The 24992-nt window shown below is 40.6% G+C and carries 22 protein-coding genes and 2 tRNA genes; 12 read left to right on the top strand and 12 right to left on the bottom strand.

Annotated elements, in window-relative coordinates; translation table 11 throughout:
- Positions 1 to 22 precede the first annotated feature (22 nt).
- Complete coding sequence (locus LY624_RS09210) at positions 23 to 838, bottom strand: polysaccharide deacetylase family protein (RefSeq protein ID WP_341802830.1); 816 nt, start codon at positions 836 to 838, stop codon at positions 23 to 25.
- A gap of 312 nt (positions 839 to 1150) precedes the next feature.
- On the bottom strand, positions 1151 to 2590 hold the full coding sequence (rsmF, locus tag LY624_RS09205) for a 16S rRNA (cytosine(1407)-C(5))-methyltransferase RsmF (protein ID WP_341802829.1): 1440 nt from the start codon (positions 2588 to 2590) through the stop codon (positions 1151 to 1153).
- A gap of 281 nt (positions 2591 to 2871) precedes the next feature.
- On the opposite strand from rsmF, the gene LY624_RS09200 reads away from it, so the two are divergent.
- The 5 genes from LY624_RS09200 (at position 2872) to prpF (ending at position 9567) form a co-directional block, all read left to right on the top strand.
- Positions 2872 to 3576 (top strand): GntR family transcriptional regulator, encoded by a 705-nt coding sequence (locus tag LY624_RS09200; protein WP_054554723.1) that lies wholly within the window; start codon positions 2872 to 2874, stop codon positions 3574 to 3576.
- 84 nt (positions 3577 to 3660) lie between these two features.
- A complete protein-coding gene (prpB, locus tag LY624_RS09195; protein ID WP_063704936.1) occupies positions 3661 to 4536 on the top strand; it encodes a methylisocitrate lyase in 876 nt (291 codons plus the stop codon).
- A 24-nt stretch (positions 4537 to 4560) separates the two neighbouring features.
- Positions 4561 to 5685 carry a bifunctional 2-methylcitrate synthase/citrate synthase gene (gene prpC / locus LY624_RS09190; RefSeq protein ID WP_063704938.1) on the top strand — a complete coding sequence of 375 codons (1125 nt, stop codon included), beginning with the start codon at positions 4561 to 4563 and terminating at the stop codon, positions 5683 to 5685.
- Positions 5686 to 5802: 117 nt separating this feature from the next.
- The gene (acnD, locus tag LY624_RS09185; protein ID WP_341802828.1) at positions 5803 to 8394 is read left to right on the top strand and encodes a Fe/S-dependent 2-methylisocitrate dehydratase AcnD; all 2592 of its coding nucleotides are present in this window, start codon (positions 5803 to 5805) and stop codon (positions 8392 to 8394) included.
- A 3-nt stretch (positions 8395 to 8397) separates the two neighbouring features.
- Complete coding sequence (prpF, locus tag LY624_RS09180) at positions 8398 to 9567, top strand: 2-methylaconitate cis-trans isomerase PrpF (protein WP_130149986.1); 1170 nt, start codon at positions 8398 to 8400, stop codon at positions 9565 to 9567.
- A 40-nt stretch (positions 9568 to 9607) separates the two neighbouring features.
- Here the strand turns inward: prpF and LY624_RS09175 are convergent, their stop codons facing one another.
- On the bottom strand, positions 9608 to 10516 hold the full coding sequence (locus LY624_RS09175; RefSeq protein WP_341802827.1) for a substrate-binding periplasmic protein: 909 nt from the start codon (positions 10514 to 10516) through the stop codon (positions 9608 to 9610).
- 264 nt (positions 10517 to 10780) lie between these two features.
- Between LY624_RS09175 and LY624_RS09170 the strand changes: the two genes are divergently transcribed.
- Positions 10781 to 11095, top strand: coding sequence for a DMT family transporter (locus LY624_RS09170; RefSeq protein ID WP_130149984.1), 315 nt, complete (start codon positions 10781 to 10783; stop codon positions 11093 to 11095).
- Between the two features lie 569 nt (positions 11096 to 11664).
- Here LY624_RS09170 and LY624_RS09165 read toward each other — a convergent pair.
- The 4 genes from LY624_RS09165 to LY624_RS09150 all read right to left on the bottom strand — a co-directional run bounded on the left by LY624_RS09165 (position 11665) and on the right by LY624_RS09150 (position 14407).
- Positions 11665 to 11741, bottom strand: a tRNA-Val gene (locus LY624_RS09165).
- Positions 11742 to 11863: 122 nt separating this feature from the next.
- Positions 11864 to 11940, bottom strand: a tRNA-Val gene (locus LY624_RS09160).
- Positions 11941 to 12054: 114 nt separating this feature from the next.
- The gene (locus LY624_RS09155; protein ID WP_341802826.1) at positions 12055 to 13026 is read right to left on the bottom strand and encodes a DUF3080 family protein; all 972 of its coding nucleotides are present in this window, start codon (positions 13024 to 13026) and stop codon (positions 12055 to 12057) included.
- A gap of 25 nt (positions 13027 to 13051) precedes the next feature.
- Positions 13052 to 14407, bottom strand: a complete 1356-nt coding sequence (locus tag LY624_RS09150; RefSeq protein ID WP_130150101.1) for an MATE family efflux transporter — start codon at positions 14405 to 14407, stop codon at positions 13052 to 13054.
- A 97-nt stretch (positions 14408 to 14504) separates the two neighbouring features.
- On the opposite strand from LY624_RS09150, the gene LY624_RS09145 reads away from it, so the two are divergent.
- Positions 14505 to 15131, top strand: coding sequence for a riboflavin synthase subunit alpha (locus LY624_RS09145; protein WP_130149982.1), 627 nt, complete (start codon positions 14505 to 14507; stop codon positions 15129 to 15131).
- Here LY624_RS09145 and LY624_RS09140 read toward each other — a convergent pair.
- Together LY624_RS09140 and LY624_RS09135 are read right to left on the bottom strand one after the other, a co-directional pair.
- Positions 15128 to 15331 (bottom strand): CPXCG motif-containing cysteine-rich protein, encoded by a 204-nt coding sequence (locus LY624_RS09140; protein ID WP_062569194.1) that lies wholly within the window; start codon positions 15329 to 15331, stop codon positions 15128 to 15130. The two genes, LY624_RS09145 and LY624_RS09140, sit on opposite strands and share 4 nt — an antisense overlap.
- Positions 15332 to 15545: 214 nt before the next feature.
- Positions 15546 to 16406 (bottom strand): fructosamine kinase family protein, encoded by an 861-nt coding sequence (locus LY624_RS09135; RefSeq protein ID WP_130149981.1) that lies wholly within the window; start codon positions 16404 to 16406, stop codon positions 15546 to 15548.
- A gap of 111 nt (positions 16407 to 16517) precedes the next feature.
- Between LY624_RS09135 and LY624_RS09130 the strand changes: the two genes are divergently transcribed.
- Entirely contained in the window at positions 16518 to 17213 is a 696-nt protein-coding gene (locus LY624_RS09130; protein ID WP_341802825.1) for a DUF445 domain-containing protein, read from the top strand.
- 40 nt (positions 17214 to 17253) lie between these two features.
- Here LY624_RS09130 and LY624_RS09125 read toward each other — a convergent pair whose 3' ends face one another.
- Complete coding sequence (locus LY624_RS09125) at positions 17254 to 17613, bottom strand: DUF3718 domain-containing protein (RefSeq protein ID WP_237118485.1); 360 nt, start codon at positions 17611 to 17613, stop codon at positions 17254 to 17256.
- A gap of 342 nt (positions 17614 to 17955) precedes the next feature.
- Between LY624_RS09125 and LY624_RS09120 the strand changes: the two genes are divergently transcribed.
- The 3 genes from LY624_RS09120 to LY624_RS09110 all read left to right on the top strand — a co-directional run bounded on the left by LY624_RS09120 (position 17956) and on the right by LY624_RS09110 (position 21474).
- The gene (locus LY624_RS09120; protein ID WP_237118486.1) at positions 17956 to 18741 is read left to right on the top strand and encodes a hypothetical protein; all 786 of its coding nucleotides are present in this window, start codon (positions 17956 to 17958) and stop codon (positions 18739 to 18741) included.
- A gap of 112 nt (positions 18742 to 18853) precedes the next feature.
- Positions 18854 to 20236 carry an amidohydrolase gene (locus LY624_RS09115; protein ID WP_237118487.1) on the top strand — a complete coding sequence of 461 codons (1383 nt, stop codon included), beginning with the start codon at positions 18854 to 18856 and terminating at the stop codon, positions 20234 to 20236.
- A gap of 11 nt (positions 20237 to 20247) precedes the next feature.
- Complete coding sequence (locus tag LY624_RS09110; protein WP_341802824.1) at positions 20248 to 21474, top strand: amidohydrolase family protein; 1227 nt, start codon at positions 20248 to 20250, stop codon at positions 21472 to 21474.
- A 91-nt stretch (positions 21475 to 21565) separates the two neighbouring features.
- Here LY624_RS09110 and LY624_RS09105 read toward each other — a convergent pair whose 3' ends face one another.
- The gene (locus tag LY624_RS09105; protein ID WP_130149975.1) at positions 21566 to 23788 is read right to left on the bottom strand and encodes an NADP-dependent isocitrate dehydrogenase; all 2223 of its coding nucleotides are present in this window, start codon (positions 23786 to 23788) and stop codon (positions 21566 to 21568) included.
- A gap of 434 nt (positions 23789 to 24222) precedes the next feature.
- Positions 24223 to 24438, bottom strand: a complete 216-nt coding sequence (cspD, locus tag LY624_RS09100; RefSeq protein ID WP_062569186.1) for a cold shock domain-containing protein CspD — start codon at positions 24436 to 24438, stop codon at positions 24223 to 24225.
- A 209-nt stretch (positions 24439 to 24647) separates the two neighbouring features.
- On the opposite strand from cspD, the gene clpS reads away from it, so the two are divergent.
- Positions 24648 to 24956 (top strand): ATP-dependent Clp protease adapter ClpS, encoded by a 309-nt coding sequence (gene clpS, locus LY624_RS09095; RefSeq protein WP_193988873.1) that lies wholly within the window; start codon positions 24648 to 24650, stop codon positions 24954 to 24956.
- The last annotated feature ends 36 nt before the right edge of the window (positions 24957 to 24992 follow it).

The raw sequence follows: 24992 nt of genomic DNA, 5'->3' as shown, positions 1-24992 counted from the left end.
TTCATTATTTAACAGATTAAAATCAGTGTATGTCTTTTCTATGTTCCTTAATATAGCTAGACACTTCACTAACAGTTTCTAACCAGTAACCAGAGTCAGGCTTTTGTAAGTAGTTAATTAATTCTTCCAGCGCGTTTATATCGGTAGTGTATTGACCACCTTTGCCTATTTCATGCCCAGCCAAGATGATCCAGCTATTATTGGTTCGATGTTGTTCTATCATTGTCTTAATCTCTGCAAATGTTAGTCCATCGATCCGTAGACTTGTTAACTGTGAAAAGTCAGTAAAGTTGGGGTTGTTTGCTGTTTCGTCTAACCAAGTTCGGCCTGTGTCAAAATGTTTGGCTATTAATGGAACATAGCTTTTAGTGTTAGCCCCTCGGCCTACAAAAGTGTTGCCGCACGGGTATGCGAATGCCCTTGCATCAACACCTAACGTTTGCTTAATATACTGTTGGCTGTTTATGATATCTTTTTCTATATCCTCAAGTGAAGCTTGTTCTAAGGACAAACCTTGTTGACGTAACCATTCAAAATTACCAGTACATAAATGCTTATTAGTGTGGTTAGCTATTTCGTGACCATCTTTTACAGCTTTTTGCCATTTACTTACTCGTTCCTCAACATTAAAGGGTGAGACATAAAAAGTGGCTTTAACTTTGTATTTATTTAATAACGATAGACCATTATCGACCTGGCTGTGTCTTGCATCATCAAAAGTAATACTAATTGCGTTGCTGGCATTATCTGGGTAGGAAAAGCCTTGGTATGAAGTATTCTGAGCGCTTACATTTAAACTGATAAATGCAGTAATTAAAAAGCGTGATGATTTTAACATGTTCAATCCTTTTTCATCTATTTTCTTTAATAGAATCAAAAAGCAATGAATAGTGCAATGCGACTTTTGCATAAAAAACGCCCAGAACGAATCCGCATTGTTCTGGGCTTAGGGGGTGGCTCTTGCGAGCCTGCGCTAACTATAAAAAAACACCTTCTAAATTCAGTAGGGAGAAGTAGAAAGTACTTTTAAGTGTAGTTAACCAGTGGAAAATTGCACGATAAATATACAATTTTTATATTGGTTTTAAATCAAGTTGTTACAACGTTTTACCTATTATAGGTGCGTGTTTATTCAAGGTTTATACGCAACTTATACCCAAGTTATTAACTGGGCATTTTGGACTAAATCACGAGGTAATGAGTTCTTAATTTTATTCTTTTGCCACTTACCAAGGCCTACTGGGCAGCCACATAACATTAACACTACTTCACCATTATCTTGGGTGGGTTTTTCGAGTCGAATATCTTTGCCGTTAAAGTAATCGTTTGCTTGGCAAGCAGACATCTCAAAGGTATTTTTATCGCAATCTTGCCCAAAGACAGTGGCAAACTCGTGAGTTAAGCGAACACCGCCTTTGTGGATCACACCAAGTTGAATACCTAAACGTGAGTATTTAATTTTATCTTGCAGTTCATCAAAGCCATCAGGAAACAACCAAAGCTCTTTATCACGCTGCATTAACGTGCCTTTGAGTGATTTTAGACCGAACTGTTTTTTAATTGTTTGCATAAATGCTTGGCTTTGCTTTTTATCAAACTCAGCAAACGGAAATGCGCCTTTTTTAACTTTTTGATTGGGGTTATCGCTTGACGCTATTTTCTTAAATTTAGCGATGAAGAAACCTTCACTGTCGTAAGTTTGCGGCCAAACATGCAAATAACCTTCGCTGGTTGTCGCTTTTTCTGCGCCATCAAACAGGCTATCGAGCGATTGTACTTCGATGCAATCAGGAAACTCTGCTAATAGATACTCACACACTTGTTGGTTCTCAAGCGGTGTTAAAGTACAGGTCGAATAAACTAATGTGCCGCCAGGCTTTAGGGCATAAAAGGCACTTTTTATAAGGGCTTTTTGCACAGCAGCAATATCAATATTAGATTCAATTGACCAATTTTTTAAGGCGTCTGCATCTTTACGAACCGTGCCTTCACCTGAACACGGGGCATCTAGCAAAATACTGTCGAAGCACTCATACATGTAATCCCCAAAGATCACACCGTCAAAATGTGATAATGCACAATTACCTACGCCCATACGTTTGAGGGTTGCTGCTAATACTTTTAAGCGTGACGATGACAATTCATTGGCCACTAACACGCCACTATTATCCATCATGGCAGCGATTTGTGATGTTTTTGACCCCGGTGCCGATGCCATATCAAGTACCGCATCGCTTTGCTGAACTTCGGCTCTCAGTGCTACCGGCGGTAACATTGAGCTGGCTTCTTGTACATACATAGCACCACTTAAGTGTAAATCGGTATTTCCGATGGCAAGGGCCGCTTCTTCGTCGCTAGGACGTGTTAGCCAGAATCCTTCTTCACACCATGGAATTGCTGTTAATTCCCATCCTTTTTTGGCGCATTGACGCTCAAATTCAGCGACTGACATTTTTAAAGTATTTACGCGAACAGATCGTCTCAGTGGGCGACGACAGGCTGCAATAAAGTCGTCTAATGATAAATGTTCAGGAAGGTAGCTTTTTACATCATCAATAAATGAGTCAGGAATATATGTATTAGCGTCCACTAAATGGCTCTCACATCACGTAATAATAGCTGGATCATACCATTTATAGCGCTATCGGGGGATATTTTTAGCTTTTTAAGAGCGAGATTGAAGTGTCGACACATTGCCAGTATAAATGTTTTTTATAGCCATTATTTTTGATAAATATCATTTTATGTCGACATTTTGCTGGTTTTTTAGTCTGTTTTTCCGATCTCAAGGTTGACACATGCAATGATAGGGCGCATAGTGAACTCACAAATTGTCGACAATCTTAATTTAGTACTTTGATAGACCTATTTATGACAGAGCAAAAAGCCAACGATAACTACAACGATATCACGATAACAACAGCATCAGACCAAGTGTTTGTCGACATGCGTCGTGAAATTGTACAAGGCACCATTGAGCAGGGCAGCAAAATTTCTGAGCCAGAACTTGCTAAACGTTATGGTGTAAGCCGTGCCACCTTACGTGAGGCACTAAATCGTTTAGAGAGCTGTTATTTGGTCGAGCGTAAAGCGAATGTCGGTTGTCGTGTTGTTGCGCTAACCGCCGAGCGTTTAATCGAAGTCTATCAGGTTCGTAGTGCCCTAGAAGGGCTGGCTTGTCGCTTAGCTGCCGACAACATGGAACCTGAAGAAGTGCAGGGTTTAAAACAGTTATTGAACCAGCACTTACAAACACAGCGTGTAAAAGAAGGTGAATCATACTACCAAGAAGCGGGCGACCTTGATTTTCATTATCGGATTATTAAAGGGTCGAAAAACGCACACTTAATTCATCTTTTATGTAATGAGTTGTACCAGTTAATTCGTATGTACCGTGTACAAATGGGGATGGTTGGTCCGCGTGTATCAAAAGCGTTTGATGAACACTTAGCTATTATTAATGCCATTGAAAACCATGACGGTGAATTAGCCGAAATGCTTATGAAGCGCCATATTAGTGCGTCTCAGGCAAATATTCAGACTAAGTTTGACTTACTCGCAGCAAAAAATCAGTAGCGCCGTAGTTAAACAGTCACAATTTAGATTTAAAAAATAGAGTCAGCCAAAGAGCTGAAACCGTTCAAAGATAGGAGTTATCCAATGTCAGCAGGATTAAAGTTCAAACAGGCAATCGCCAACAACAAGCCATTACAAGTGGTTGGCACCGTCAACGCGTACTGCGCAATGATGGCAGAGAAAACCGGTCACCAAGCACTTTACCTCTCAGGTGCGGGTGTTGCTAACGCATCATACGGCATGCCAGATTTAGGTATGACTAGCCTTGATAACGTACTTGAAGATATTCGTCGAATCACCAGCGCTACCGACTTACCGCTTCTTGTTGATGCTGACACAGGGTGGGGCGGTGCATTTAATATTGCTCGTACAGTTAAAGAAATGACCAAAGCAGGTGCAGCGGGCTTCCACATCGAAGACCAAGTAGCACAAAAACGTTGTGGTCACCGTCCGAATAAAGAAATCGTGTCTAAAGATGAAATGGTTGACCGTATTAAAGCAGCGGTTGATGCTAAAACAGACAGTGATTTTTACATTATGGCGCGTACTGATGCATTCCAAAAAGAAGGCTTAAATGCAGCTATTGACCGCGCAGCAGCGTGTGTTGAAGCTGGCGCAGACGCTATCTTTGCAGAAGCGGTACATGATCTAGCAGATTACCAAGCGTTTGCTAAAGCGTTAAATGTGCCGATTCTTGCGAATATCACTGAATTTGGTCAAACACCGCTTTATACAACTGAGCAATTAAGCGAAGTGGGTGTTGAAATAGTACTTTATCCACTCAGTGCATTTAGAGCGATGAACAAAGCAGCACTTAATGTGTATTCGTCTATTCTTAGCGAAGGCTCGCAGCAAAGCCAATTAGACAATATGCAAACCCGTGCGGAATTATATGAGTTTTTAGATTATCACTCATATGAAAACACACTCGATAACCTTTTCTCAGCTAAAAAATCATAACGACAACATATAAGGAGAACACTCATGGTAGATAAAGCATTAGGCGGCGCAGGTTTACGTGGTCAAGTAGCAGGTGAAACAGCACTGTGTACAGTAGGTAAGTCAGGTTCAGGTTTAACTTATTGTGGTTATGATATTAGTGAATTAGCAGATAAAGCACAGTTTGAAGAAGTGTCTTTTTTACTGTCGCGCGGTGAATTACCAACAGAGTCTGAGCTGACTGAATATAAAGCAAAGCTAAAATCACTACGTGGTTTACCAGATGCACTTAAAACAGTGCTTGAGAACATTCCTAAAGACGCGCATCCAATGGATGTAATGCGTACGGGTTGTTCAATGCTAGGTAACCTAGAAATGGAGCAAGACTTCTCAGAAGCGAATGATGCAATTGACCGTATGGTTGCTGTATTCCCAAGTATTATTTGTTACTGGTATCGCTTTAGCCATGATGGCGTTCGCATCGACACTGAAACTGATGATGATTCGGTTGGTGCACACTTCTTACGTTTATTACATGACGAAGCGCCATCAGCACTGTTTGAGCAAGTAATGAATGTGTCTTTAATTCTTTATGCTGAGCATGAGTTTAATGCATCAACATTCACTGCGCGTGTGTGTGCATCAACATTGTCTGATATTCACTCTTGTGTAACGGGTGCGATTGGTAGTTTACGTGGTCCATTACATGGTGGTGCGAACGAAGCGGCTATGGATATGATTGAAGGTTTCACAAGTGCAGACCAAGCTGAAGATGCACTGATGGGTATGCTTGAGCGTAAAGACAAGATCATGGGCTTTGGTCATGCCATTTACCGTGAATCAGATCCACGTAACGTGATCATCAAAAAGTGGTCAGAAAAACTGGCAGCAGAAGTGGGTGATGATGTGCTTTATCCAGTGTCTGTTCGCTGTGAAGAAGTTATGTGGCGTGAAAAGAAATTATTCTGTAATGCTGATTTCTTCCATGCATCTGCGTATCACTTCATGGGTATTCCAACTAAGTTATTCACGCCAATTTTCGTGATGAGCCGTGTAACAGGTTGGACAGCACACGTGAAAGAGCAACGTGCTAATAACCGTATTATTCGCCCAAGTGCAGATTATACGGGTCCAGAAGCGCGTAGCTATACGCCAATTTCTGAGCGTTAATCGTTAATTAAATCAGTGATAGGGGTAGCTTAGCTGCCCCTTTATGAAGGGGCGAAATAAATACAAAAACAATCAGCCCACCTTTGTTCACCGTCACCAAGTACAAGTAGAATCATCATGAATACAAACTTTAGAAAACCATTAGCAGGCACCGGCGTCGATTACTTTGATACGCGCGCTGCTGTTGATGCTATTAAACCAGGCAGCTATGCCACACTTCCTTACACATCGCGAGTACTTGCCGAAAACTTAGTTCGTCGCTGTGACCCTGAAATGCTAAATGATGCACTGTCGCAATTGATTGACCGTAAGCGTGATTTAGATTTTCCATGGTTTCCTGCGCGCGTTGTGTGTCACGACATCTTAGGTCAAACAGCGTTAGTTGATTTAGCAGGCCTGCGTGATGCTATTGCTGCAAAAGGCGGCGATCCTGCAAAAGTGAACCCTGTGGTACCAACACAGTTAATTGTTGACCATTCATTAGCGGTTGAACACGCAGGTTTTGAACCTGACGCATTTGAAAAAAACCGTGCTATTGAAGACCGTCGTAACGATGACCGATTCCACTTTATTAATTGGACGAAAACAGCATTTAAAAATATTGATGTGATCCCGCCGGGGAACGGCATTATGCATCAAATCAATTTAGAGAAAATGTCACCTGTGATCCAAAAACGTGACGGCGTGGCATTCCCAGATACATTAGTTGGTACAGATAGCCACACACCTATGGTTGATGCGTTAGGTGTTATTGCTGTCGGTGTAGGTGGTCTTGAAGCTGAAAGCGTGATGCTTGGCCGCGCATCTTACATGCGTTTACCAGATATTGTGGGTGTCGAGCTCAAAGGCAAGCCACAACCGGGTATTACTGCAACCGATATCGTACTAGCGATCACCGAATTTTTACGTAATGAAAGAGTTGTGTCGACCTACCTTGAATTTTATGGTGAAGGTGCCGATGCACTTACTTTAGGAGATAGAGCAACTATTTCTAATATGACGCCAGAGTTTGGCGCAACAGCTGCGATGTTCTACATCGATGACAACACACTTGATTACCTACGTTTAACTGGCCGTGAAGAAGAGCAAGTTCAACTCGTCGAAACTTACGCAAAAGAGACTGGGCTTTGGAGTGACAGTCTTAAAACGGCTGAGTATGAGCGTGTGTTAACCTTTGATCTATCGTCAGTTGGTCGCAATATTGCGGGCCCTTCAAATCCTCATCGCCGTGTTGCAACAAGCGAACTTGATAAAGCAGGTATCACTGGCGTCGTTGATAATGAAGAAGGCTTAATGCCAGATGGTGCTTGTATCATTGCTGCAATCACAAGTTGTACGAATACTAGTAATCCACGCAATGTTATTGCCGCAGGTTTACTTGCGCGTAATGCTAATGCTAAAGGGTTAACTCGTAAGCCATGGGTTAAAACATCACTGGCACCGGGTTCTAAAGCGGTTAAGTCTTACTTAGAAGAAGCCAATTTATTACCTGAGCTTGAACAACTAGGCTTTGGTATTGTTGCCTTTGCGTGTACAACTTGCAACGGCATGAGTGGTGCGCTTGATCCTAAAATTCAGCAAGAAGTGATTGACCGCGACCTATACGCAACCGCTGTACTTTCTGGTAACCGTAACTTTGATGGTCGTATTCATCCTTATGCAAAACAAGCATTCTTAGCTTCACCGCCACTGGTTGTTGCTTATGCTATCGCTGGTACTATTCGTTTTGATATCGAAAAAGATGTATTAGGGCATGATCAACAAGGCAACGAAATTCGCCTTATGGATTTATGGCCAACAGATGAAGAAATTGATGCAGTGATCAAACAAAGTGTTAAACCTGAACAATTTAAAAAGGTTTACGAGCCAATGTTTGATTTAAGTGTAGATTACGGTGAAGACAACGATCCACTTTACCAATGGCGTCCACAAAGTACCTATATTCGCCGTCCACCATATTGGGAAGGCGCGTTAGCGGGTGAACGCTCTCTGAGTGATATGCGTGCATTAGCTGTGTTGGGCGACAACATCACTACTGACCACTTATCACCTTCGAATGCGATTTTAGCGTCAAGTGCAGCTGGTGAGTACCTCGCTAAAATGGGTCTACCGGAAGAAGATTTTAACTCGTATGCTACTCACCGAGGCGACCATTTAACAGCACAGCGTGCAACATTCGCTAACCCTAAGTTACTGAATGAAATGGTTAAAGAAAATGGTGAAGTGAAGCAAGGTTCATATGCTCGCATTGAACCAGAAGGCAAAGTGACGCGTATGTGGGAAGCTATCGAAACCTACATGCAGCGCAAACAACCGCTTATCATTGTGGCAGGTGCAGATTATGGCCAAGGCTCATCACGTGACTGGGCAGCTAAGGGGGTACGCCTTGCTGGTGTTGAAGTGATTGCAGCAGAAGGTTTTGAGCGTATTCACCGCACTAACCTAATTGGTATGGGCGTATTACCGCTTGAATTTAAAGCGGGCACCACGCGAACTACATTAGGTATTGATGGCAGTGAGACCTTTAGTGTTAAAGGTGAACCAACACCAGGTGCAACACTGACATTAGTAATTACCCGTGCCAATGGTGAAACTGTTGAAGTACCAATGACGTGTCGTTTAGATACAGCTGAAGAAGTGTCAATTTATTCAGCGGGTGGTGTGCTGCAACGTTTCGCGCAAGATTTCTTAGAATCTGAGGAGCACTAAGCAATGGCATTTAAACCACAAATTAAGGTGCCAGCGACCTATATGCGTGGCGGCACCAGTAAAGGGGTGTTCTTTAACTTAACTGATTTACCTGAGCCTGCCCAAGTGGCAGGTGAGGCGAGAGATAACCTGTTATTACGTGTGATTGGCAGTCCCGATCCTTACCAAAAACAAACTGATGGTATGGGCGGTGCAACCTCGAGCACCAGTAAGACGGTGATTTTATCGAAAAGCGCTAAAGCAGATCACGATGTTGATTATTTGTTTGGTCAAGTGGCTATCGATAAAGCGTTTGTTGATTGGAGTGGTAACTGTGGCAATTTAACTTCAGCAGTCGGGGCCTTTGCTGTGTCGAATGGTCTTGTTGATGCCAGCAAAATTCCAGACAACGGCGTTGTCGAAGTTAAAGTTTGGCAAGTAAACATAAGTAAAACCATTATAGTACATGTGCCAATTACTAACGGCGAAGTGCAAGAAACCGGTGATTTTGAGCTTGATGGCGTGACCTTTCCTGCCGCTGAAGTAAAACTTGAATTTATGGAGCCAGCAGATGGCGAAGGGGCCTTATTCCCAACAGGTAACTTAGTCGATGAGCTAGAAGTGCCGGGTATTGGTATGTTGTCAGCGACGATGATCAATGCGGGTATTCCGACAGTTTTCATTAACGCCAGTGAAGTTGGCTACGATGGTACAGAGCTGCAAGAAGCCATAAATGGTGATGCATCGGCACTTGAAAAGTTAGAAACGATTCGTGCCTACGGGGCGTTGAAAATGGGGCTAATCTCTCATATTGATGAAGCAAAAGCACGTCAACATACGCCAAAAGTAGCTTGGGTAGCACCAGCTAAAACGTATCATGCATCAAGCGGAAAAGTTGTCAGTGATACAGAAATTGATTTAGTGGTACGTGCTATGTCGATGGGTAAATTGCACCATGCCATGATGGGCACCGCTGCGGTTGCAATAGGTACTGCAGCTGCTATTCCTGGTACTTTGGTAAACCTTGCTGCAGGCGGTGGTGAGCGACAAGAGGTAAACTTTGGTCATCCATCTGGCACTTTAAAAGTGGGCGCTGCTGCAACACTTGTTGATGGTAATTGGCAAGTAACAAAAGCGAGTATGAGCCGAAGTGCGCGTGTTTTGATGGAAGGCTGGGTTAGAGTGCCTGAGTAGTACTCAATCGCGTACTGATATTATCAAAATAAAGCGGCGGTTACGCCGCTTTTTCTAATCCGTAGCACTGTTGTTTCATTCCTTCGATGAACTCGTCAAACTTGCCGCTTTTATGCATGGTGTTTATTTCATCATTGAGATCTTTTAAGGTACTTTTCCAATTTGGGCTTGCTTTGCTAACAGAATAATAAAGTGGTTTGTATTCTAGGCTTGGCTCTATAGCAACTAGAGATTCTATAATTCTTTGCTTATCACTGTTAGATAGCTCTGATTTAAATACGCTTGCTTTTAATACCTCTAGGTCTGCAACAATAAGGCTGACACGATTGCTGAGTAATAAATGAATAAGTTGGTATTCATTATTAGCGACGATGGTATCAAGCTCTTTGTTGTCGATCATCGTATCAAGTTTTTTGGTGTTTTTATAAGCACGGACTACACCTATAACATGCTCCTTGATTGATTTAAGGTCACCATTGAATGTAATCGAGTTACCTTTTAAAGTTACAAAAGATAAGTCCCCACCTGGCATTGGTTGACTTAAAGCTAACAGACTATTGCGAGTTTGGTTGAGAAAGTTGTCAGATATTACATCGTCTTCAATGAGATATTCAGGGAATAAGATATCGGCTTTTCCTAATTCGGCTTCTCTAACAGCGCGAGCCCATGGGTAAAAGCCAATATAGACACCATAACCTTTTTTAAGTAAAGATTGAACCGTAAATTGGTAGAGCCAGCCTTTGTTACATAGGTTTTCATCAATATAAGGTGGCCAATCCAAGGTTACTAATCGAAGCGTTTTTTTAGCACCTAAGTTGTAACCATAACCATCTTTATAGCGTACAGCATTTTCAGTAACTTCTTTGCCATCGAGTTGGTAAGTAATAGGAGTAAGTCCAGCGAATGCTTGATACGAAAAGATAAATATAATAACAGCAAGTACTTTCATAGTTTATTAAGCTTCTTTTTTTAAGTTAAGCTTAGCCCTTTTTGATTAGTCTTCAACACTGTATTTGTAATAAAATATAACGAAGTTCTGGCTCCGTTAGATCACAAGTCATGGCTGGAGGCATTACTTTCGAATTATTTGCCTTAGATATTTCCATGTGATAATTTGCAATGGTCGTCGCGTTTTTTGTGATGGCGCGTCATGAGGACGACCTTATGATGTTAATTTTATTTCGGGGACGACCCTATACTAAAGAGGTCGACCATGAATTGGTTCTTACTTATTATTGCAGGCTTATTGGAAGTTGCTTGGGCATACGGCTTAAAGCAATCAAATGGCTTTAGCAAACCACTTGTTTCTTTTTTAACACTCCTCACTATGTCTGCAAGCTTTTATTGCTTGAGTTTGGCTCTTAAATCTTTGCCCTTAAGTTTAGCCTATGCTGTTTGGGTGGGTATTGGCGTAATTGGTTCAGCTCTCATAGGAATGACATTGCTAGGTGAGGGAGTAAGCTTACTAAAAGTGCTTAGCCTCTTATTTATTGCAATGGGTATCATCGGGCTTAAAGTTGCCAGCTAGTATAAGCTCAATTCGGTTTTAAGTATCAAAGAGTACTGTAAATTCAGTGCTCTTAATTATTTATTCTTAGATGAACACTCTGAAATGGAGAATTGGTACGACCGAGTGGATTCGAACCACCGACTTTGGTACGGGTCATAGAGAGTGGTAGCGCTCTAACCAACTGAGCTAATTATTTTTTAGATGAAGACTCTGAAATAGAGTATTGGTACGACCGAGTGGATTCGAACCACCGAATTTGGCGTGGGTCATAGAGAGCGGTAGTGCTCTAACCAACTGAGCTACAACTGTATAATGTTGATTTTAGCTCGATAAAATTATGAGAATTTGAATAAATTGGTACGACCGAGTGGATTCGAACCACCGACTTTGGTACGGGTCATAGAGAGTGGTAGCGCTCTAACCAACTGAGCTAATTATTTATTTTTAGGAGAAACCGCTTAAATAGAGAATTGGTACGACCGAGTGGATTCGAACCACCGACTTTGGTACGGGTCATAGAGAGTGGTAGCGCTCTAACCAACTGAGCTAATTATTTATTTTTAGGAGAAACCGCTTAAATAGAGAATTGGTACGACCGAGTGGATTCGAACCACCGACCTCTACCATGTCAAGGTAGCGCTCTAACCAACTGAGCTACGGTCGTACAGGCATTTAATTCTGAAGAGGATTAAATGTTTTGGTACAACTGAGTGGATTCGAACCACCGACCTTTGGACTGGGCCATTAAGAGTGGTAGTGCTTTTTCCTTTGGTTATACCTATATCTTGGTACAACCGAGTGGATTCGAACCACCGACCCCTACCATGTCAAGGTAGTGCTCTAACCAACTGAGCTACGGTTGTATTTTGATATAAAATTGTTGTTTGTTTGGCTAAACAACGGAGGCTAATATATAGCGACTAGTTGTGTGAATCAAGCAGGATTAGCTATTTTTGTGTTAAGTGCTGTTTTTTTATTCATAACGGGCTAATTTCACACTCTTTATAAAAGTTTTGCCACCATTGTACGTGGCTTTTCGCTGATTGCTTTAGCTGCTCTAAAATAGCATGTTCGCCAGAAGCAGATACATAACGATGCATTGAGGTATCACCCCACACTTGTAAGTAGAGTGGCTGTAGGGCTTCTAACTTACCTGTCAAAAATGATTGATAGGGCTGTAATTGCTGCAAATAAAACTTTTTGAAGATATTACTTAATGTGCGTGCTTTTTGTTTATTTTTATTGAGAGGGCATAACTCGTTACTTGAAAACTGAGTTAAAAGTTTTGTTAGTTGGTTATTATAACTAATCTGTGTTCTTGCTGCTGATATTAAAAGTTTATTGTAATTGAACTGGTTCAAAACCTGTAAGTTTTTAACAATTGACTCAGTATCTACATTTTTTACATTACCTGAATTTATCTGCTCAGCAAGTTTGGCAAATTCTTTCATCGCCTGTTCTGTCTCAGTAAAACCAGCGGTATCTTCTGCAAGATGCACAGATGTTAGCTGCCAAGTTTGTTTAAATTCTGGTTCGTTGTTGAGCATAGCTTGAAAAAAAGTAGGTAGGGCGATTGTTTTTTGCTCTGCTGTAAATGCTATTTTTTTATAAAGCTCATCATTTTGATCAAGGGTTGCTAAGCAAGTATTTGCACTTTGTAAAAAATCTAATTGGTATTTCAATATATTTGCAGCTGAAGCGGTTTTGCCAAGTTGGTTATTGTGCTCAGCGATTAGAATCGCGAGTTTACATTGACGCAGTTGGGCAAGCTCAAGCATGCCAATGGTCGTATTATTATGTGCGTCAATTTTGTCATGTTGAACAGGGAAAGTAGTCGGCTTTTTTAACTCAAAATCGTTAAATTTAAGAACATTGTGTAGCCGCTGTGCATAGGTTTGATTAAGTTCTCCCGAAGACTCAGAACAAGCAACGACAAGGAAGCTCACCATAATAACAGTGAGCTTCAAAAAAGTTTTAGGTATGTTTAAAAGGTGCATGGTTAAATCGCCAATGTACTGTAAGCATCAACATAATAGCCGCAGCACTTAAACCTACAATAATTCCAATCCAAAAGCCGTGTGGGCCCATTGCTGATACTATTAAATCTGTACGAGCAAGTACGTAGCCAAGAGCAAAGCCGATCAACCAGTATGACACAAAGGTAATATAACCAATAGGGGCAGTGTATTTTAATCCTCGCAAAATACCATTAGCTGATACCTGTAGTGCATCGGGTAATTGATAGATACAAGCAAGCACCATGATTGATGAAGCAAGAGCGAGTACTTCAGGATTATCAGAATATAATTGACTTATCACATCACGTGCAAAAAAAGTGACAGTGGCTAATATAAAGGCAATTATTGCGGCTAAAATATAGCTGGTTTTAACTGCATTTTTAAGTTGTTCGTAATGCTTTTGGCCAAATAGGTTTCCAATACGAATACTAATCGCAATAGATAAGCTCAGCGGCATCATGAATAACAATGTTGTGACACTGGCAGCAATTTGGTGGCCCGCTACAGCAACGGCTCCTAGATGCGCTATGAATAAAGGGATACATGCAAATAGAGTTACTTCAAAAAAAGTTGCTAAAGAAATTGGAATACCCACTTTTGTAATTGTCCACATAGTCGTTACTTTAGGTAAGGCAAAGTTTGCTAATAAAGATTTGGCGTTAATTTTTTGACTGAAGTGGCAGTATATAACTTGTGTTAACGCCATTGCGCTGAACACTAGGGCGGTCGCAATACCACAACCTGCACCGCCATAGGCATCAAAACCAAACTTTCCGTGAATAAATATATAATTAGCCGGAATATTCACTGCTAAGCCAATTAAGCTGATATAAAATGCAGGCTTAGTCATGCCCATACCTTCGGTTATATTCCGATATACGCTAAATAGTAAAAAGCCAAAAATCCCCCACTTAACAAAATAAATGTATTGCTCTGAAAGGGTTAAAATCGCTGGTGATGTATTTAACTGAACCAGCACTATGTCGGCAAGGCTTGCAAGTCCTAGTCCAATAACACTCAATACCAGCGCTAAATATAAGCCTTGTTGAAAATAATGGCTGATCCCTTGTTTATCGTTGGAGCCAGCAAATTGAGCAATAATCCCTGTTAGTGCTAATAGAATTCCCTGTAATGCAAGCATTAGTGGGTTCCAAATACCTGTAGCGATAGACAATGCAGCGAGATCAGTTGCACTAACTTGCCCTGCCATAATAGTGTCCACCACCGTCATCAAAATAAGGGTAACTTGTGCCAAAAATACAGGGATGGCTAGAGAAATTAACCGTTTGGCTTCCCAACTACAAAAAGACATAAAATACACGACTAAATAAACAGGCAGCCATTGTAATCTATTCATAGATCAATAAAAATCGCTGTTACTTATTTAGTGAAGAAAAGAAGGTATATCTATGTTTACCGGAATTGTGCAGACCCAAGCGCTAGTTGAACATATAGCGACTCAAGAAGGTGTTTTAAGGCTCACTTTAAACGTTAAGGACGCTTATGCTAATAACCTAGCAATTGGTGCAAGTATTGCTATCAATGGGTGTTGTTTAACGGTTGTAAAGTTTGAAAAGATATCACAAGAAAACACCATAATTAGTTTCGATGTAATAGATGAAACCCTTAAGTTAACCAATTTAGGCCTTTTAAAAGTAAATGATATGGTTAACTTTGAACGTTCTGTAACATTTGGCACAGAACTCGGTGGCCATATTGTGTCTGGGCATATCCATACCATGGCGGAAATTTTAGCAATTACACATACACAAGATAACTGCAAAATTCAGTTAGCAATAGAAAATACTTGGCAAAAGTATGTTCTATATAAGGGTTTTGTGAGTGTAAATGGCGCAAGTCTTACGGTAGGAGAGGTCGATGAAAAGGGCTTTTGGTTGCACCTAATCCCAGAGACTCTCGCTATAACAAACCTAGATAGATATAGTGTTGGTGACAGGCTCAATATTGAAGTTGATCAACAAACTTACACTATCATCAACACAGTTGAGAACTACTTAGCTCGGCAAGCAAATTAAAAAATTTGTTCATCATCACTATCAACATGCAACTCTAGTTTGTTCTGTGCGTAATCTATATGCATATTCAAGTGAATAGGGTTGCAGCACGCACTGCAATCCTCGTAGTAATCTTGGTCACCATCACTGGCATCTAGTGCAACATGAATATGGTGACCACAATGAGGGCATGAAATACGTTGTGTGAAATGATTTTTCATCAGCTTTTACCTTAATCAGGCATGCCTGAATTAGTTAAATTGCAATCTTTATTAAACTCTAACCCATCAAAAATGAATTTATATTTAATACGATTGATATAACTTACTAGCCAGCTAATAAACAAGTGGCTAGCACCTGTATTTGAACATGTTCTAAGGCAAATTATAGTTCTGATTTTGCATTTATGACATTTGCTTTACAGCGGCATGGAGATTATTTAAGGAGTAAATTAATTTGTTGTTTAGCTTCAGTCAGATAGTGACCAGCAAAAATATTCGCATTATTTAAAATAGGGTAAAGTTGATAAATTTGTTTGCGTTGCTGATAACCATTTTGTAGTGGGTATTGGCTATCGTATGCACTGTAGAATGCGTCTGGGAGTGGGGCAAATAACTCACTCATGGCAATATCGCATTCCCGATCACCATAATAACAGGCAGGGTTGTAAATACTTGGAACAGCATGAATGAATCCCATGTTTCTGCGCCAAAAGTCACCATGTAACAAAGATGGCTCGACTAGATGACCGTGTAACATGTCCTTTATAAAAGCAATAAACATATCTTGATTAACGAGTTCTATGCCTTTTTCATGCAGCAACTGAAGCTGCCAACCGATGCGCTCCTCAGCAAAAAATACATCCCATTTTTTATGCCACCTATTTGGTTGCACTGTCGGACCTAAAAAATTGTCGTTGTCATAACCAAACATGGCTTGTGTGTGTTTTTTATGTAGAGTTGCTAAGTGCTCGCCCATAATGTGCCAACAATCATGCGGTTGTTTGTCATGTTCAAGCCACTCAAGCACAATGAAAGAAAATTCGATATTACTGCCAACTGTGATGCAGTCGGGAACCATAAACAGGCTCTCTTGGGTAAGAAGTTTAAGGTTAAATGCTTCACATTCAAGGCGATCTAACTCACTGACATGTGCAACTTTTACAAAGTAACGGTGTGAATCATTGGCAAGCTCAAAATATTTATCGTTACTAGGTGATTGTAATTGGCGTTTAAAGGTATGTTTAAAGTCAAAGTGCATTGCTTGGCTAATTTGCTCATTCACTGAATTCCACATAGGTTTTGCTCACCTTTTGACCATCTAACTAAACTATGGCAAAAAGACGATGAATTAACAAACTCATAGCGTTAATATTATCAAGATTAATAAGATTTTCTGGGGAATTGAATGAACAAAAGTCTTGTGACTAATCTTGTCGCTGCGATTTTAGTATTGTTGGGCTTCTTGCTAGACAATGAAATTGTTTTATCAGTGGGTTTGTTTGCCTTGTCTGGCGCAATAACAAACTGGGTTGCAATTCACATGTTGTTTGAAAAGGTCCCTTTTTTATATGGTTCGGGTGTTATAACAATTAAATTTGAATCGTTTAAAGTGGCGATTAAAAACTTGGTTATGACAGAGTTCTTTACTGAGCAAAAAATTGATCAAGTAATGGCAATGGCAAAGCCCAATATTGACCTTGAGCCAGTGATAGCAGACGTGAATCTGAGCCCCGCTTATGACTCATTAATCGAAGTGATTGAAGCTTCTCAATTTGGCAGTATGCTAGGAATGTTCGGTGGCCGACAGGCTTTAGAGCCGATGCGTGAGCCGTTTATCGTGAAAATGAAAGAGGCGGTAATTGACATTTCACACAGCGACGAGTTTAAAGCTATTTTAGATGACAAGCTTTTTGCAAGTTCGCATATTGGCAGCTCATTACATACGACAGTTGAGGCGCTAGTTGATGATCGCTTAAATGAGCTTACACCCACAATGGTAAAAAATATTATTCAAACAATGATTAAAGAGCATTTAGGCTGGTTAGTGATTTGGGGTGGCGTTTTTGGTGGCTTATTTGGCTTGCTAGCAGCACTTATTTAAAGGTTAGCAACAGGCATATAAAACCTGTTGCTAAGTGGCTTTACTTAGAACCAGCAATGACAATAACAGTATCATCAGCTGTTTTTGCCAAGTCATGAATACTTGTTTGGGTTGATTCTAATTTTAGATACTTTGCTGTCTTATTGAAACCATAAATACTCGCAAATTTTGCAGTAGACATATTATTACATAGAAGCTTGTCTGAAATTACACGCTTATTGATGCCTAAGTCTCGCATTTTATGCACAAGATCTAAACGATTGTTTGAGGCAATTGCCATACACGTTTGCGTGCCAGGTGAATCATCTGCTGCTACAAATTGCGCTGCATTTGTATCAAAAGTAATCACAGATGAGCCAATAATAAGAGCTGTACCAAGTGTTGTTGTTAACGTATTCATATTTCTCTCCGGTTGATGTCTTAGCGATTAAATGGTTTGAATGCTTATCCCATTTGGTTAGAACATCTTAATTATTAACTTATCTTTATCTGGTTGCTGTTAATGAAAATCGATAAGATGTAAGTAAGTATGAAGATATGTATAAATTAAACTAACCCATTGAAAAGTTAGTATATTAAGTATTACTTTTGACACAATTAACGAAAAGTATTTTTGCCTTTGAATTGAAAAAGCGAAATGGCGTTGGGTTTAATTTATGGTTTTAACTTCGTACTTACATTTGAGTATTTACACTAGCGCTAAATCAGTTTTACAACGCCTATTAAAACGTGAGGAGAATAAGTGACTAAAAAACTATCTGGCTATTATCAACAAGCTTATGCAGTAAACTCAAAACACTTTAATCAGTGTTTCTACTGCGGCTGTGAAGCAACTGAGCGTGATTATTGTCCGCCACTGCATATGCTGCAAAGTATTGTTGATCTAGGAGAGGACGCTGAGTTTATCTCTATTCCAGCCTGTTATGAATGCTTTGCGTTACTGCATAATGAACGTGTCCTCACCATTGATGCACGTTTTATAAAAGTGAAAAAGAAAATAACAACGAAATACGCTAAGGCACTACGCATTTTCCATATGTGGCATGAAAGTGAACTTGATGATATGAGTGATGAGTTTGTTCATAGTATTCGGGCCGGTATGAAGTTAGGTGCAGAGGCGGCTGAGCGTTTAGCTTTTCAAGGTTATAGTTATGCGACTGAAGATGCCAGTGTCACTGTACGCGAAAAACGTGCAGAATTTGATGTGCAAGGTAAGACATTTTATGACTTTAAAGACGCACTCAATTATTGCATTAATGATCTTGGTGTCGATCGAAGTGAATTTTATAAGCTGGTGGTAGAAGATTATAACGGTGATTTTAACCGCGCTTTAGGCCAATACAGGCATCGCCATGACAGAGTAACCGCTGCCAGTGACGCAGATACGTTAATAAAAAGTTTTGCTAAGCAACACAAACAAAACTCTGATTTTGTTACACGAACAGTGAAACATTTTATCAACAAAGATCCGAGCTTAACTACCGAAGGTGCGTTAGAGCAGCTATATAACAATTACATAAAGAAATAGTGCTCTGTGAGGCTAGTTATTCATCTTGTATATTGGTCACTGGCCTCGTTTACTCGCATTAAAATTAACAATTAGTTAAAGTAATTAAATAATAAAAAAGAGGAACGTAAGAATGCAAAAATTTGCACCATCCTTGTTGGTCATGGCGCTTGGTGTCGCGTTAGCCGGCTGTCAAGATAATGGCCCACAAGACCCTAGAGTCTCAATTAATAAAAACCCATATCCAAGCACTTATCAGCCACTTACTTCAACGAGTACCCTTATCACTAATGCGACTGTATTAACAGGTACCGGCGAGCGTTTAGACGAGGCTGATGTCTATTTTGTTGACGGCAAAGTACAACAAGTTGGTAAGGGGTTAAGTGTTCAAGCTGATACAACAATCGATGCACAAGGTAAATGGGTAACACCTGGGATTATTGACGTGCACTCACATTTAGGGGCTTATCCAACTCCATCGGTGGCATCTCACCAAGATGGTAATGAAATGACCAGCCCTGTGACTGCAGAGGTGTGGGTTGAGCATTCTGTATGGCCACAAGACCCAGGTTTTAATCGTGCTCGTGAGGGCGGTATTACGTCATTACAAATTCTACCAGGCTCAGCAAACTTGATTGGTGGTCGTGGTGTAACCCTTAAAAATGTTCCTTCGCATACAATGCAAGGTATGAAATTTCCTGATGCACCCTATGGTTTAAAAATGGCGTGTGGTGAAAACCCGAAACGTGTTTATGGCAGCAAAGGTGTTCTACCATCAACGCGTATGGGGAATATGGCAGGGTATCGTACCGCATGGATTGAAGCTGCTGAATATAAACGCCAATGGGATAAATACGACAGTGATTATGACGCGGGTAAGAACCCAGAAGTACCACATCGTGACATTAAGCTAGATACCCTAGCAGGTGTACTTGAGGGCGATATACTCATTCATAACCATTGCTATAAAGCAGAAGAAATGGCCATGATGATTGACCTTGGCAAAGAGTTTGGCTATCACTCAGGTACTTTCCACCACGGTGTTGAAGCATACAAAATAGCTGATTTACTAGCAGAAAATGGTAACTGTGCAGCACTTTGGCCAGATTGGTGGGGTTTTAAGATGGAAGCCTATGACATGGTTCAAGAGAACGTTGCAATTGTCGACGCAGTTAAAAATTCATGCGCTGTTGTTCACTCTGATTCAGATACAACCATTCAACGTCTAAACCAAGAAGCTGGGAAAGTTATGTATCGTGCAAACGATGTTGGTTATGACATTTCTGAACAACATGCAATTAAGTGGATCACCTCAAATGCGGCTAAATCGCTGGGTATTGATGATAAAACAGGTTCTCTTGAATCGGGTAAACAAGCTGATGTTGTTATCTGGAATCAAAACCCATTTAGTGTGTACGCAAAAGCTGAGCAAGTATTTATCGATGGTGCCAAAGTTTATGATCGTAACGATGATAAATACCAAGCACAAAGTGATTTCATGCTAGGTCAAAAATAGGAGTAACATTGATGACAAAATTAACTAAATCATTAAAGCTGTCACTTGTTGCTGCTGGCTTATTTTCTGCGACAGCAAGTGCTGCATCTGTGGCAATTGTAAATGCAACACTACACACTTCAACAGAGCAAGGTGTGCTAGAAGGCGCAAGCGTTGTTTTTGAAGATGGCAAAATTGTTGCAATTAACCCGACATCTATTAACGCAGACACAACTATTGATGCAAAAGGCCAAATCGTAACTGCAGGCTTTATCGGCACAATGAACCAACTTGGCTTAGTTGAGGTGGGAGCTGTTGCAGGCTCACGTGATGGTAGTGATGACAAAGCAACTATCGATTTTGATCCAAGTCTTGCGTTTAACCCACGTAGTAGCTTAATTCCTTACGCCCGAAAGGGTGGCATTACTCAAGATGTAATTGTCCCTAACGGCGGTGAAAGTATCTTTGCTGGCCTTGCATCTGTGGTTGATTTATCGGGTAGTTTTGAAAGTGTTAATAAAAAGCAAGTTGCACTTGTTGTTCACCTAGGTGAAAAGAGCAAGGGCTCTCGTGCGATGTCAATGAAAACACTTATCGACAAGCTTGAAGGTGAAAAGTCAGCTAAAAAAGATGATAAAAAAGCGCCTTCTACAGAGCAAAAAGTGCTAGCCGCAGTGCTTGCTGGTGACATGCCTCTGATTGCGAGTGTTCAACGCGCATCAGACATTTATTCACTTGTTAAGCTAAAAGAAACCTATGGTATTAATTTAGTGATTCATGGCGGTGATGATGCTGTTGTAGTTGCTGATGCACTAGCAAAGGCTGACGTGCCTGTGATCATCAGTTCAATGGCTAACTTACCAGGTAGCTTTGACTCATTACATGCAAACCTTGCTAACGCAGGTAAGCTTGAAAAAGCCGGTGTTAAAGTGATTATTGGTGTTGCCGGTGACTCAAGCCATAACGTATACCAATTACGCTTTGATGCAGGTAACGCTGTATCTTATGGTATGACTCAACAGGGGGCTCTGAGTGCTGTAACGAGTAACATTGCCGATGTATTTGGGCTTAATTCAGGTGCTGTTGCAACAGGTAAACGTGCCAATCTAGTTATGTGGTCTGCCGATCCTTTTGAGCTTAATTCACACGTGAGCAAAATGTGGATCAATGGTGAAGAGGTTTCTACCGAAGCACGTCAAGACAAACTACGTGAGCGTTACACAACAGATTCAGTTATGCCTCGAGCTTATACAAAATAAGCGCATTAGCTAACAAACTAAAAAGGCCGCAAATGCGGCCTTTTTCATATCAGTTAAAGGCGCTTATCAAGCACCTTATAACAGATTAAAACTAAACTAACTTAGCTAAAATATCATTAAATGTCGTGCTTGGACGCATTGCTTTGAATGCCGCATCGTCATTTGGCTGATAATAACCACCCACATTCATCGCTGGGCCTTGCGCATCGTTTAATTCAGTAACGATTTGGTCTTTTTGAGACTCAAGATCTGCGGCAATTTGTGTGAACTGTGATTTTAGTTCTGCGTCATCATTTTGTGCAGCAAGCTCTTGTGCCCAGAATAATGATAGGAAGAAGTGTGAACCACGGTTATCAATCTCTTTCACTTTACGCGAAGGTGATTTGTTTTCAGCAAGGAAAGTACCTGTTGCTTTATCTAGCGTATCAGCAAGAACTTGTGCTTTTTTGTTACCACTATTTACCGCTAGGTGCTCTAAAGAAGCAGCAAGCGCTAAGAATTCACCTAATGAATCCCAACGTAAGTGGTTTTCTTTTTCGAATTGTTGAACGTGCTTAGGCGCTGAACCACCTGCACCTGTTTCGAATAAACCACCACCATTCATAAGAGGTACGATAGACAGCATTTTCGCACTGGTACCAAGCTCAAGAATTGGGAATAAGTCAGTTAGGTAATCACGTAAAACGTTACCTGTAACAGAAATTGTGTCTTTACCTTCTTTAATGCGCTCTAATGAGAATTGAGTTGCTTCTAGTGGCGCAAGAATACGAATGTCTAAACCATCAGTATCATGGTTTGGTAAATATGCATTCACTTTTTTAATTAACTGTGCATCGTGTGCGCGGTTTTCGTCTAACCAGAAAACAGCCGGTGTGCCTGTTGCACGAGCGCGGTTAACAGCAAGTTTAACCCAATCTTGAATTGGTGCATCTTTCACCTGACACATACGCCAGATATCGCCTTGCTCAACAGCGTGCTCAAGTAAAGTTGTACCAGCGCTGTCTACTACACGGATAGTACCTGCAGCCGCTACTTCAAACGTTTTATCATGTGAACCGTATTCTTCGGCTTTTTGAGCCATTAAGCCAACATTAGGCACGCTACCCATTGTTGTTGGATCGAATGCACCGTGTTCTTTACAGAAGTCGATAGTTGCTTGGTAAACACCTGAGTAACAACGATCTGGAATGACAAAGCTCGTGTCTTGTAATTTGCCTTCGCTGTTCCACATTTGACCGCTTGAACGAATTGCAGCAGGCATTGACGCATCAATGATCACATCACTTGGAACATGAAGGTTAGTGATACCACGGTCAGAGTCAACCATCGCAATAGCTGGGTTGTTGTCATAAACTGCTTGGATATCAGCTTCGATTTCTGCTTTTTTAGCAGCATCTAAACTTTCAATTTTAGAGAAAACATCGCCAAAACCGTTGTTTACGTCAACATCTAGTTCTTTGAAAAGAGCAGCGTGTTTTGTGAATACGTCTTTAAAGAATACTTTTACAGCGTGACCGAAGATGATTGGGTCAGACACTTTCATCATCGTTGCTTTCATGTGCAACGAGAACAGCACACCTTTATCTTTTGCTGCTTGAATTTCTTTTGCAAGGAAAGCTTGAAGCTTAGCAGCACTCATGCGAGAAGCATCAATTACTTCACCCGCGAGTAATGGTGTGCTTGCTTTAAGAACTGTGATGTCACCATTCTCAGCAACGTGCTCGATTCGTACGTCAGTTGCTTGTGCAACCGTTACTGATTGCTCAGAACCAAAGAAGTCACCGTCTTCCATGCTTGCAACGTAAGATTGAGAATCTTTGCTCCATGCACCCATTGAGTGTGGATTGTTACGCGCGTACTCTTTTACTGAACCTGGAGCACGACGGTCTGAGTTACCTTCACGAAGTACAGGGTTTACAGCACTGCCTTTAATTTTGTCGTAAGTTGCTTTAACTTTTTTCTCTTCGTCTGTTTTTGGCTCAGAAGGATAGTCAGGCAGGGCATAGCCTTTTTCTTGTAGCTCTTTGATTACTGCACGTAGTTGTGGAATTGACGCACTGATGTTTGGAAGCTTGATAATGTTTGCTTCAGGCGTTTTAGCCATTTCTCCTAATTCAGCAAGGGCATCATTAATGCGTTGCTCTTCAGTTAGGTATTCTGGGAAGTTAGCAATTACACGGCCCGCTAATGAAATGTCACGCGTCTCAACTTCAACACCAGCTGCGTTAGTGTAAGCTTGGATAATTGGTAACAATGAATATGTTGCCAATGCTGGCGCTTCATCTGTTTTAGTATAGATAATTTTTGATGTCATCATCATTCCTAGATAGTTGGCGTAATGGTTGGTTAAGCTGTGAACAGCCACCCTTAATTAGCCATATTCAACAATGCAAATTTACTGCTATAAAATAGCAATCAGTCTGTTAGGTGTTACTACTTAATATTGGCTATCAAAATAGTTACAACTGACAGACTGTAAGGTTTTTTAGCTTAACAGCTGACAAAATAAAATTAGCCATTAGCCTTAGTCAAAATTGACTAAATCGCTAAATTTAAGCAACAAGAGTGTAACAAGCTTGACTCTAAAGGGCTAATAACAATTCAACAATTTTGTCGTCAAACAGCTATTAATAAAAGTAGAAGTGGGGTTGAAAAATAGATTTTCAAGGTCATATCAGAAACATTAGGGGAGGGAAGTAAGCGAGGATCTTAACAAGGTCGCTCGCTTGGTACTCGAACAGGTTTTACCTAAGAGAGCTCATCATTAGGGGCAATATTCGTTGCGTGTAACCCTTTTGGACCTTGTTGCAATTCGAATGTTACATCTTGACCAGCTTTAAGTGTTTTATAACCGTCCATTACAATCGTTGAGTAATGAGCGAATATATCAGTCTCGCTGCCGTCTTCTACGATGAAGCCAAAACCTTTGGCATTGTTGAACCATTTGACTTTTCCACAAGCCATACTTCTACATCCTTCTATAAGTTGACTAATTTAGTTATTCTAAACCGTGTAATTTGCTAGACTGACTAAGGTTTAATCAATCTATCTTTGACTGTAGTTTATTTAGTCAATCAGTCAAGTGTTTTGAACTATTTTTTAACAATTTATTTATTTTTTTATTCAAGTTTGCTTGAGTTCTAAAGACAAGACTATATTTAATTATGAGTGGCATGAAAGATTCTGGTGTTATTGAAACGGTTCGCGATAGTGAGAAGCAAAAGCTGCAACCACCGCGAAAATATAAAGTCATTTTGAATAATGATGATTACACGCCTATGGACTTTGTGATAGAAGTACTAATGACGTTTTTTAATATGGATAGCGAAAGAGCAACAGATGTGATGCTTCAGGTTCATCATAATGGTAAAGCAATTTGCGGTGTTTATAGCGCCGATGTTGCACATACCAAAGCTGAGCAAGTTAATCGTTACGCACGCGATAACGAGCATCCACTGCTATGTAGTTGTGAGCAGGAATAAATACCAAGGTAGGGTGAACATTTAGCCCATCACAAC

The sequence above is a fragment of the Pseudoalteromonas sp. N1230-9 genome, assembly GCF_032716425.1.
Taxonomy (GTDB): domain Bacteria; phylum Pseudomonadota; class Gammaproteobacteria; order Enterobacterales; family Alteromonadaceae; genus Pseudoalteromonas.
This window is presented reverse-complemented; position numbering and strand designations above follow the sequence as displayed.

Bases quoted from the DNA above. Each gene is read 5' to 3' on its own strand.
- LY624_RS09155 (WP_341802826.1), bottom strand. From the start codon at position 13,026: ATGGTGAGCTTCCTTGTCGTTGCTTGTTCTGAGTCTTCGGGAGAACTT.
- prpC (WP_063704938.1), top strand. From the start codon at position 4,561: ATGGTAGATAAAGCATTAGGCGGCGCAGGTTTACGTGGTCAAGTAGCA.
- LY624_RS09210 (WP_341802830.1), bottom strand. From the start codon at position 838: ATGTTAAAATCATCACGCTTTTTAATTACTGCATTTATCAGTTTAAAT.
- LY624_RS09110 (WP_341802824.1), top strand. From the start codon at position 20,248: ATGACAAAATTAACTAAATCATTAAAGCTGTCACTTGTTGCTGCTGGC.
- LY624_RS09200 (WP_054554723.1), top strand. From the start codon at position 2,872: ATGACAGAGCAAAAAGCCAACGATAACTACAACGATATCACGATAACA.
- LY624_RS09135 (WP_130149981.1), bottom strand. From the start codon at position 16,406: ATGTGGAATTCAGTGAATGAGCAAATTAGCCAAGCAATGCACTTTGAC.
- LY624_RS09125 (WP_237118485.1), bottom strand. From the start codon at position 17,613: ATGAATACGTTAACAACAACACTTGGTACAGCTCTTATTATTGGCTCA.
- LY624_RS09130 (WP_341802825.1), top strand. From the start codon at position 16,518: ATGAACAAAAGTCTTGTGACTAATCTTGTCGCTGCGATTTTAGTATTG.
- cspD (WP_062569186.1), bottom strand. From the start codon at position 24,438: ATGGCTTGTGGAAAAGTCAAATGGTTCAACAATGCCAAAGGTTTTGGC.
- LY624_RS09145 (WP_130149982.1), top strand. From the start codon at position 14,505: ATGTTTACCGGAATTGTGCAGACCCAAGCGCTAGTTGAACATATAGCG.
- prpB (WP_063704936.1), top strand. From the start codon at position 3,661: ATGTCAGCAGGATTAAAGTTCAAACAGGCAATCGCCAACAACAAGCCA.
- LY624_RS09170 (WP_130149984.1), top strand. From the start codon at position 10,781: ATGAATTGGTTCTTACTTATTATTGCAGGCTTATTGGAAGTTGCTTGG.
- acnD (WP_341802828.1), top strand. From the start codon at position 5,803: ATGAATACAAACTTTAGAAAACCATTAGCAGGCACCGGCGTCGATTAC.
- LY624_RS09115 (WP_237118487.1), top strand. From the start codon at position 18,854: ATGCAAAAATTTGCACCATCCTTGTTGGTCATGGCGCTTGGTGTCGCG.
- LY624_RS09175 (WP_341802827.1), bottom strand. From the start codon at position 10,516: ATGAAAGTACTTGCTGTTATTATATTTATCTTTTCGTATCAAGCATTC.
- LY624_RS09150 (WP_130150101.1), bottom strand. From the start codon at position 14,407: ATGTCTTTTTGTAGTTGGGAAGCCAAACGGTTAATTTCTCTAGCCATC.
- LY624_RS09105 (WP_130149975.1), bottom strand. From the start codon at position 23,788: ATGACATCAAAAATTATCTATACTAAAACAGATGAAGCGCCAGCATTG.
- prpF (WP_130149986.1), top strand. From the start codon at position 8,398: ATGGCATTTAAACCACAAATTAAGGTGCCAGCGACCTATATGCGTGGC.
- clpS (WP_193988873.1), top strand. From the start codon at position 24,648: ATGAAAGATTCTGGTGTTATTGAAACGGTTCGCGATAGTGAGAAGCAA.
- LY624_RS09140 (WP_062569194.1), bottom strand. From the start codon at position 15,331: ATGAAAAATCATTTCACACAACGTATTTCATGCCCTCATTGTGGTCAC.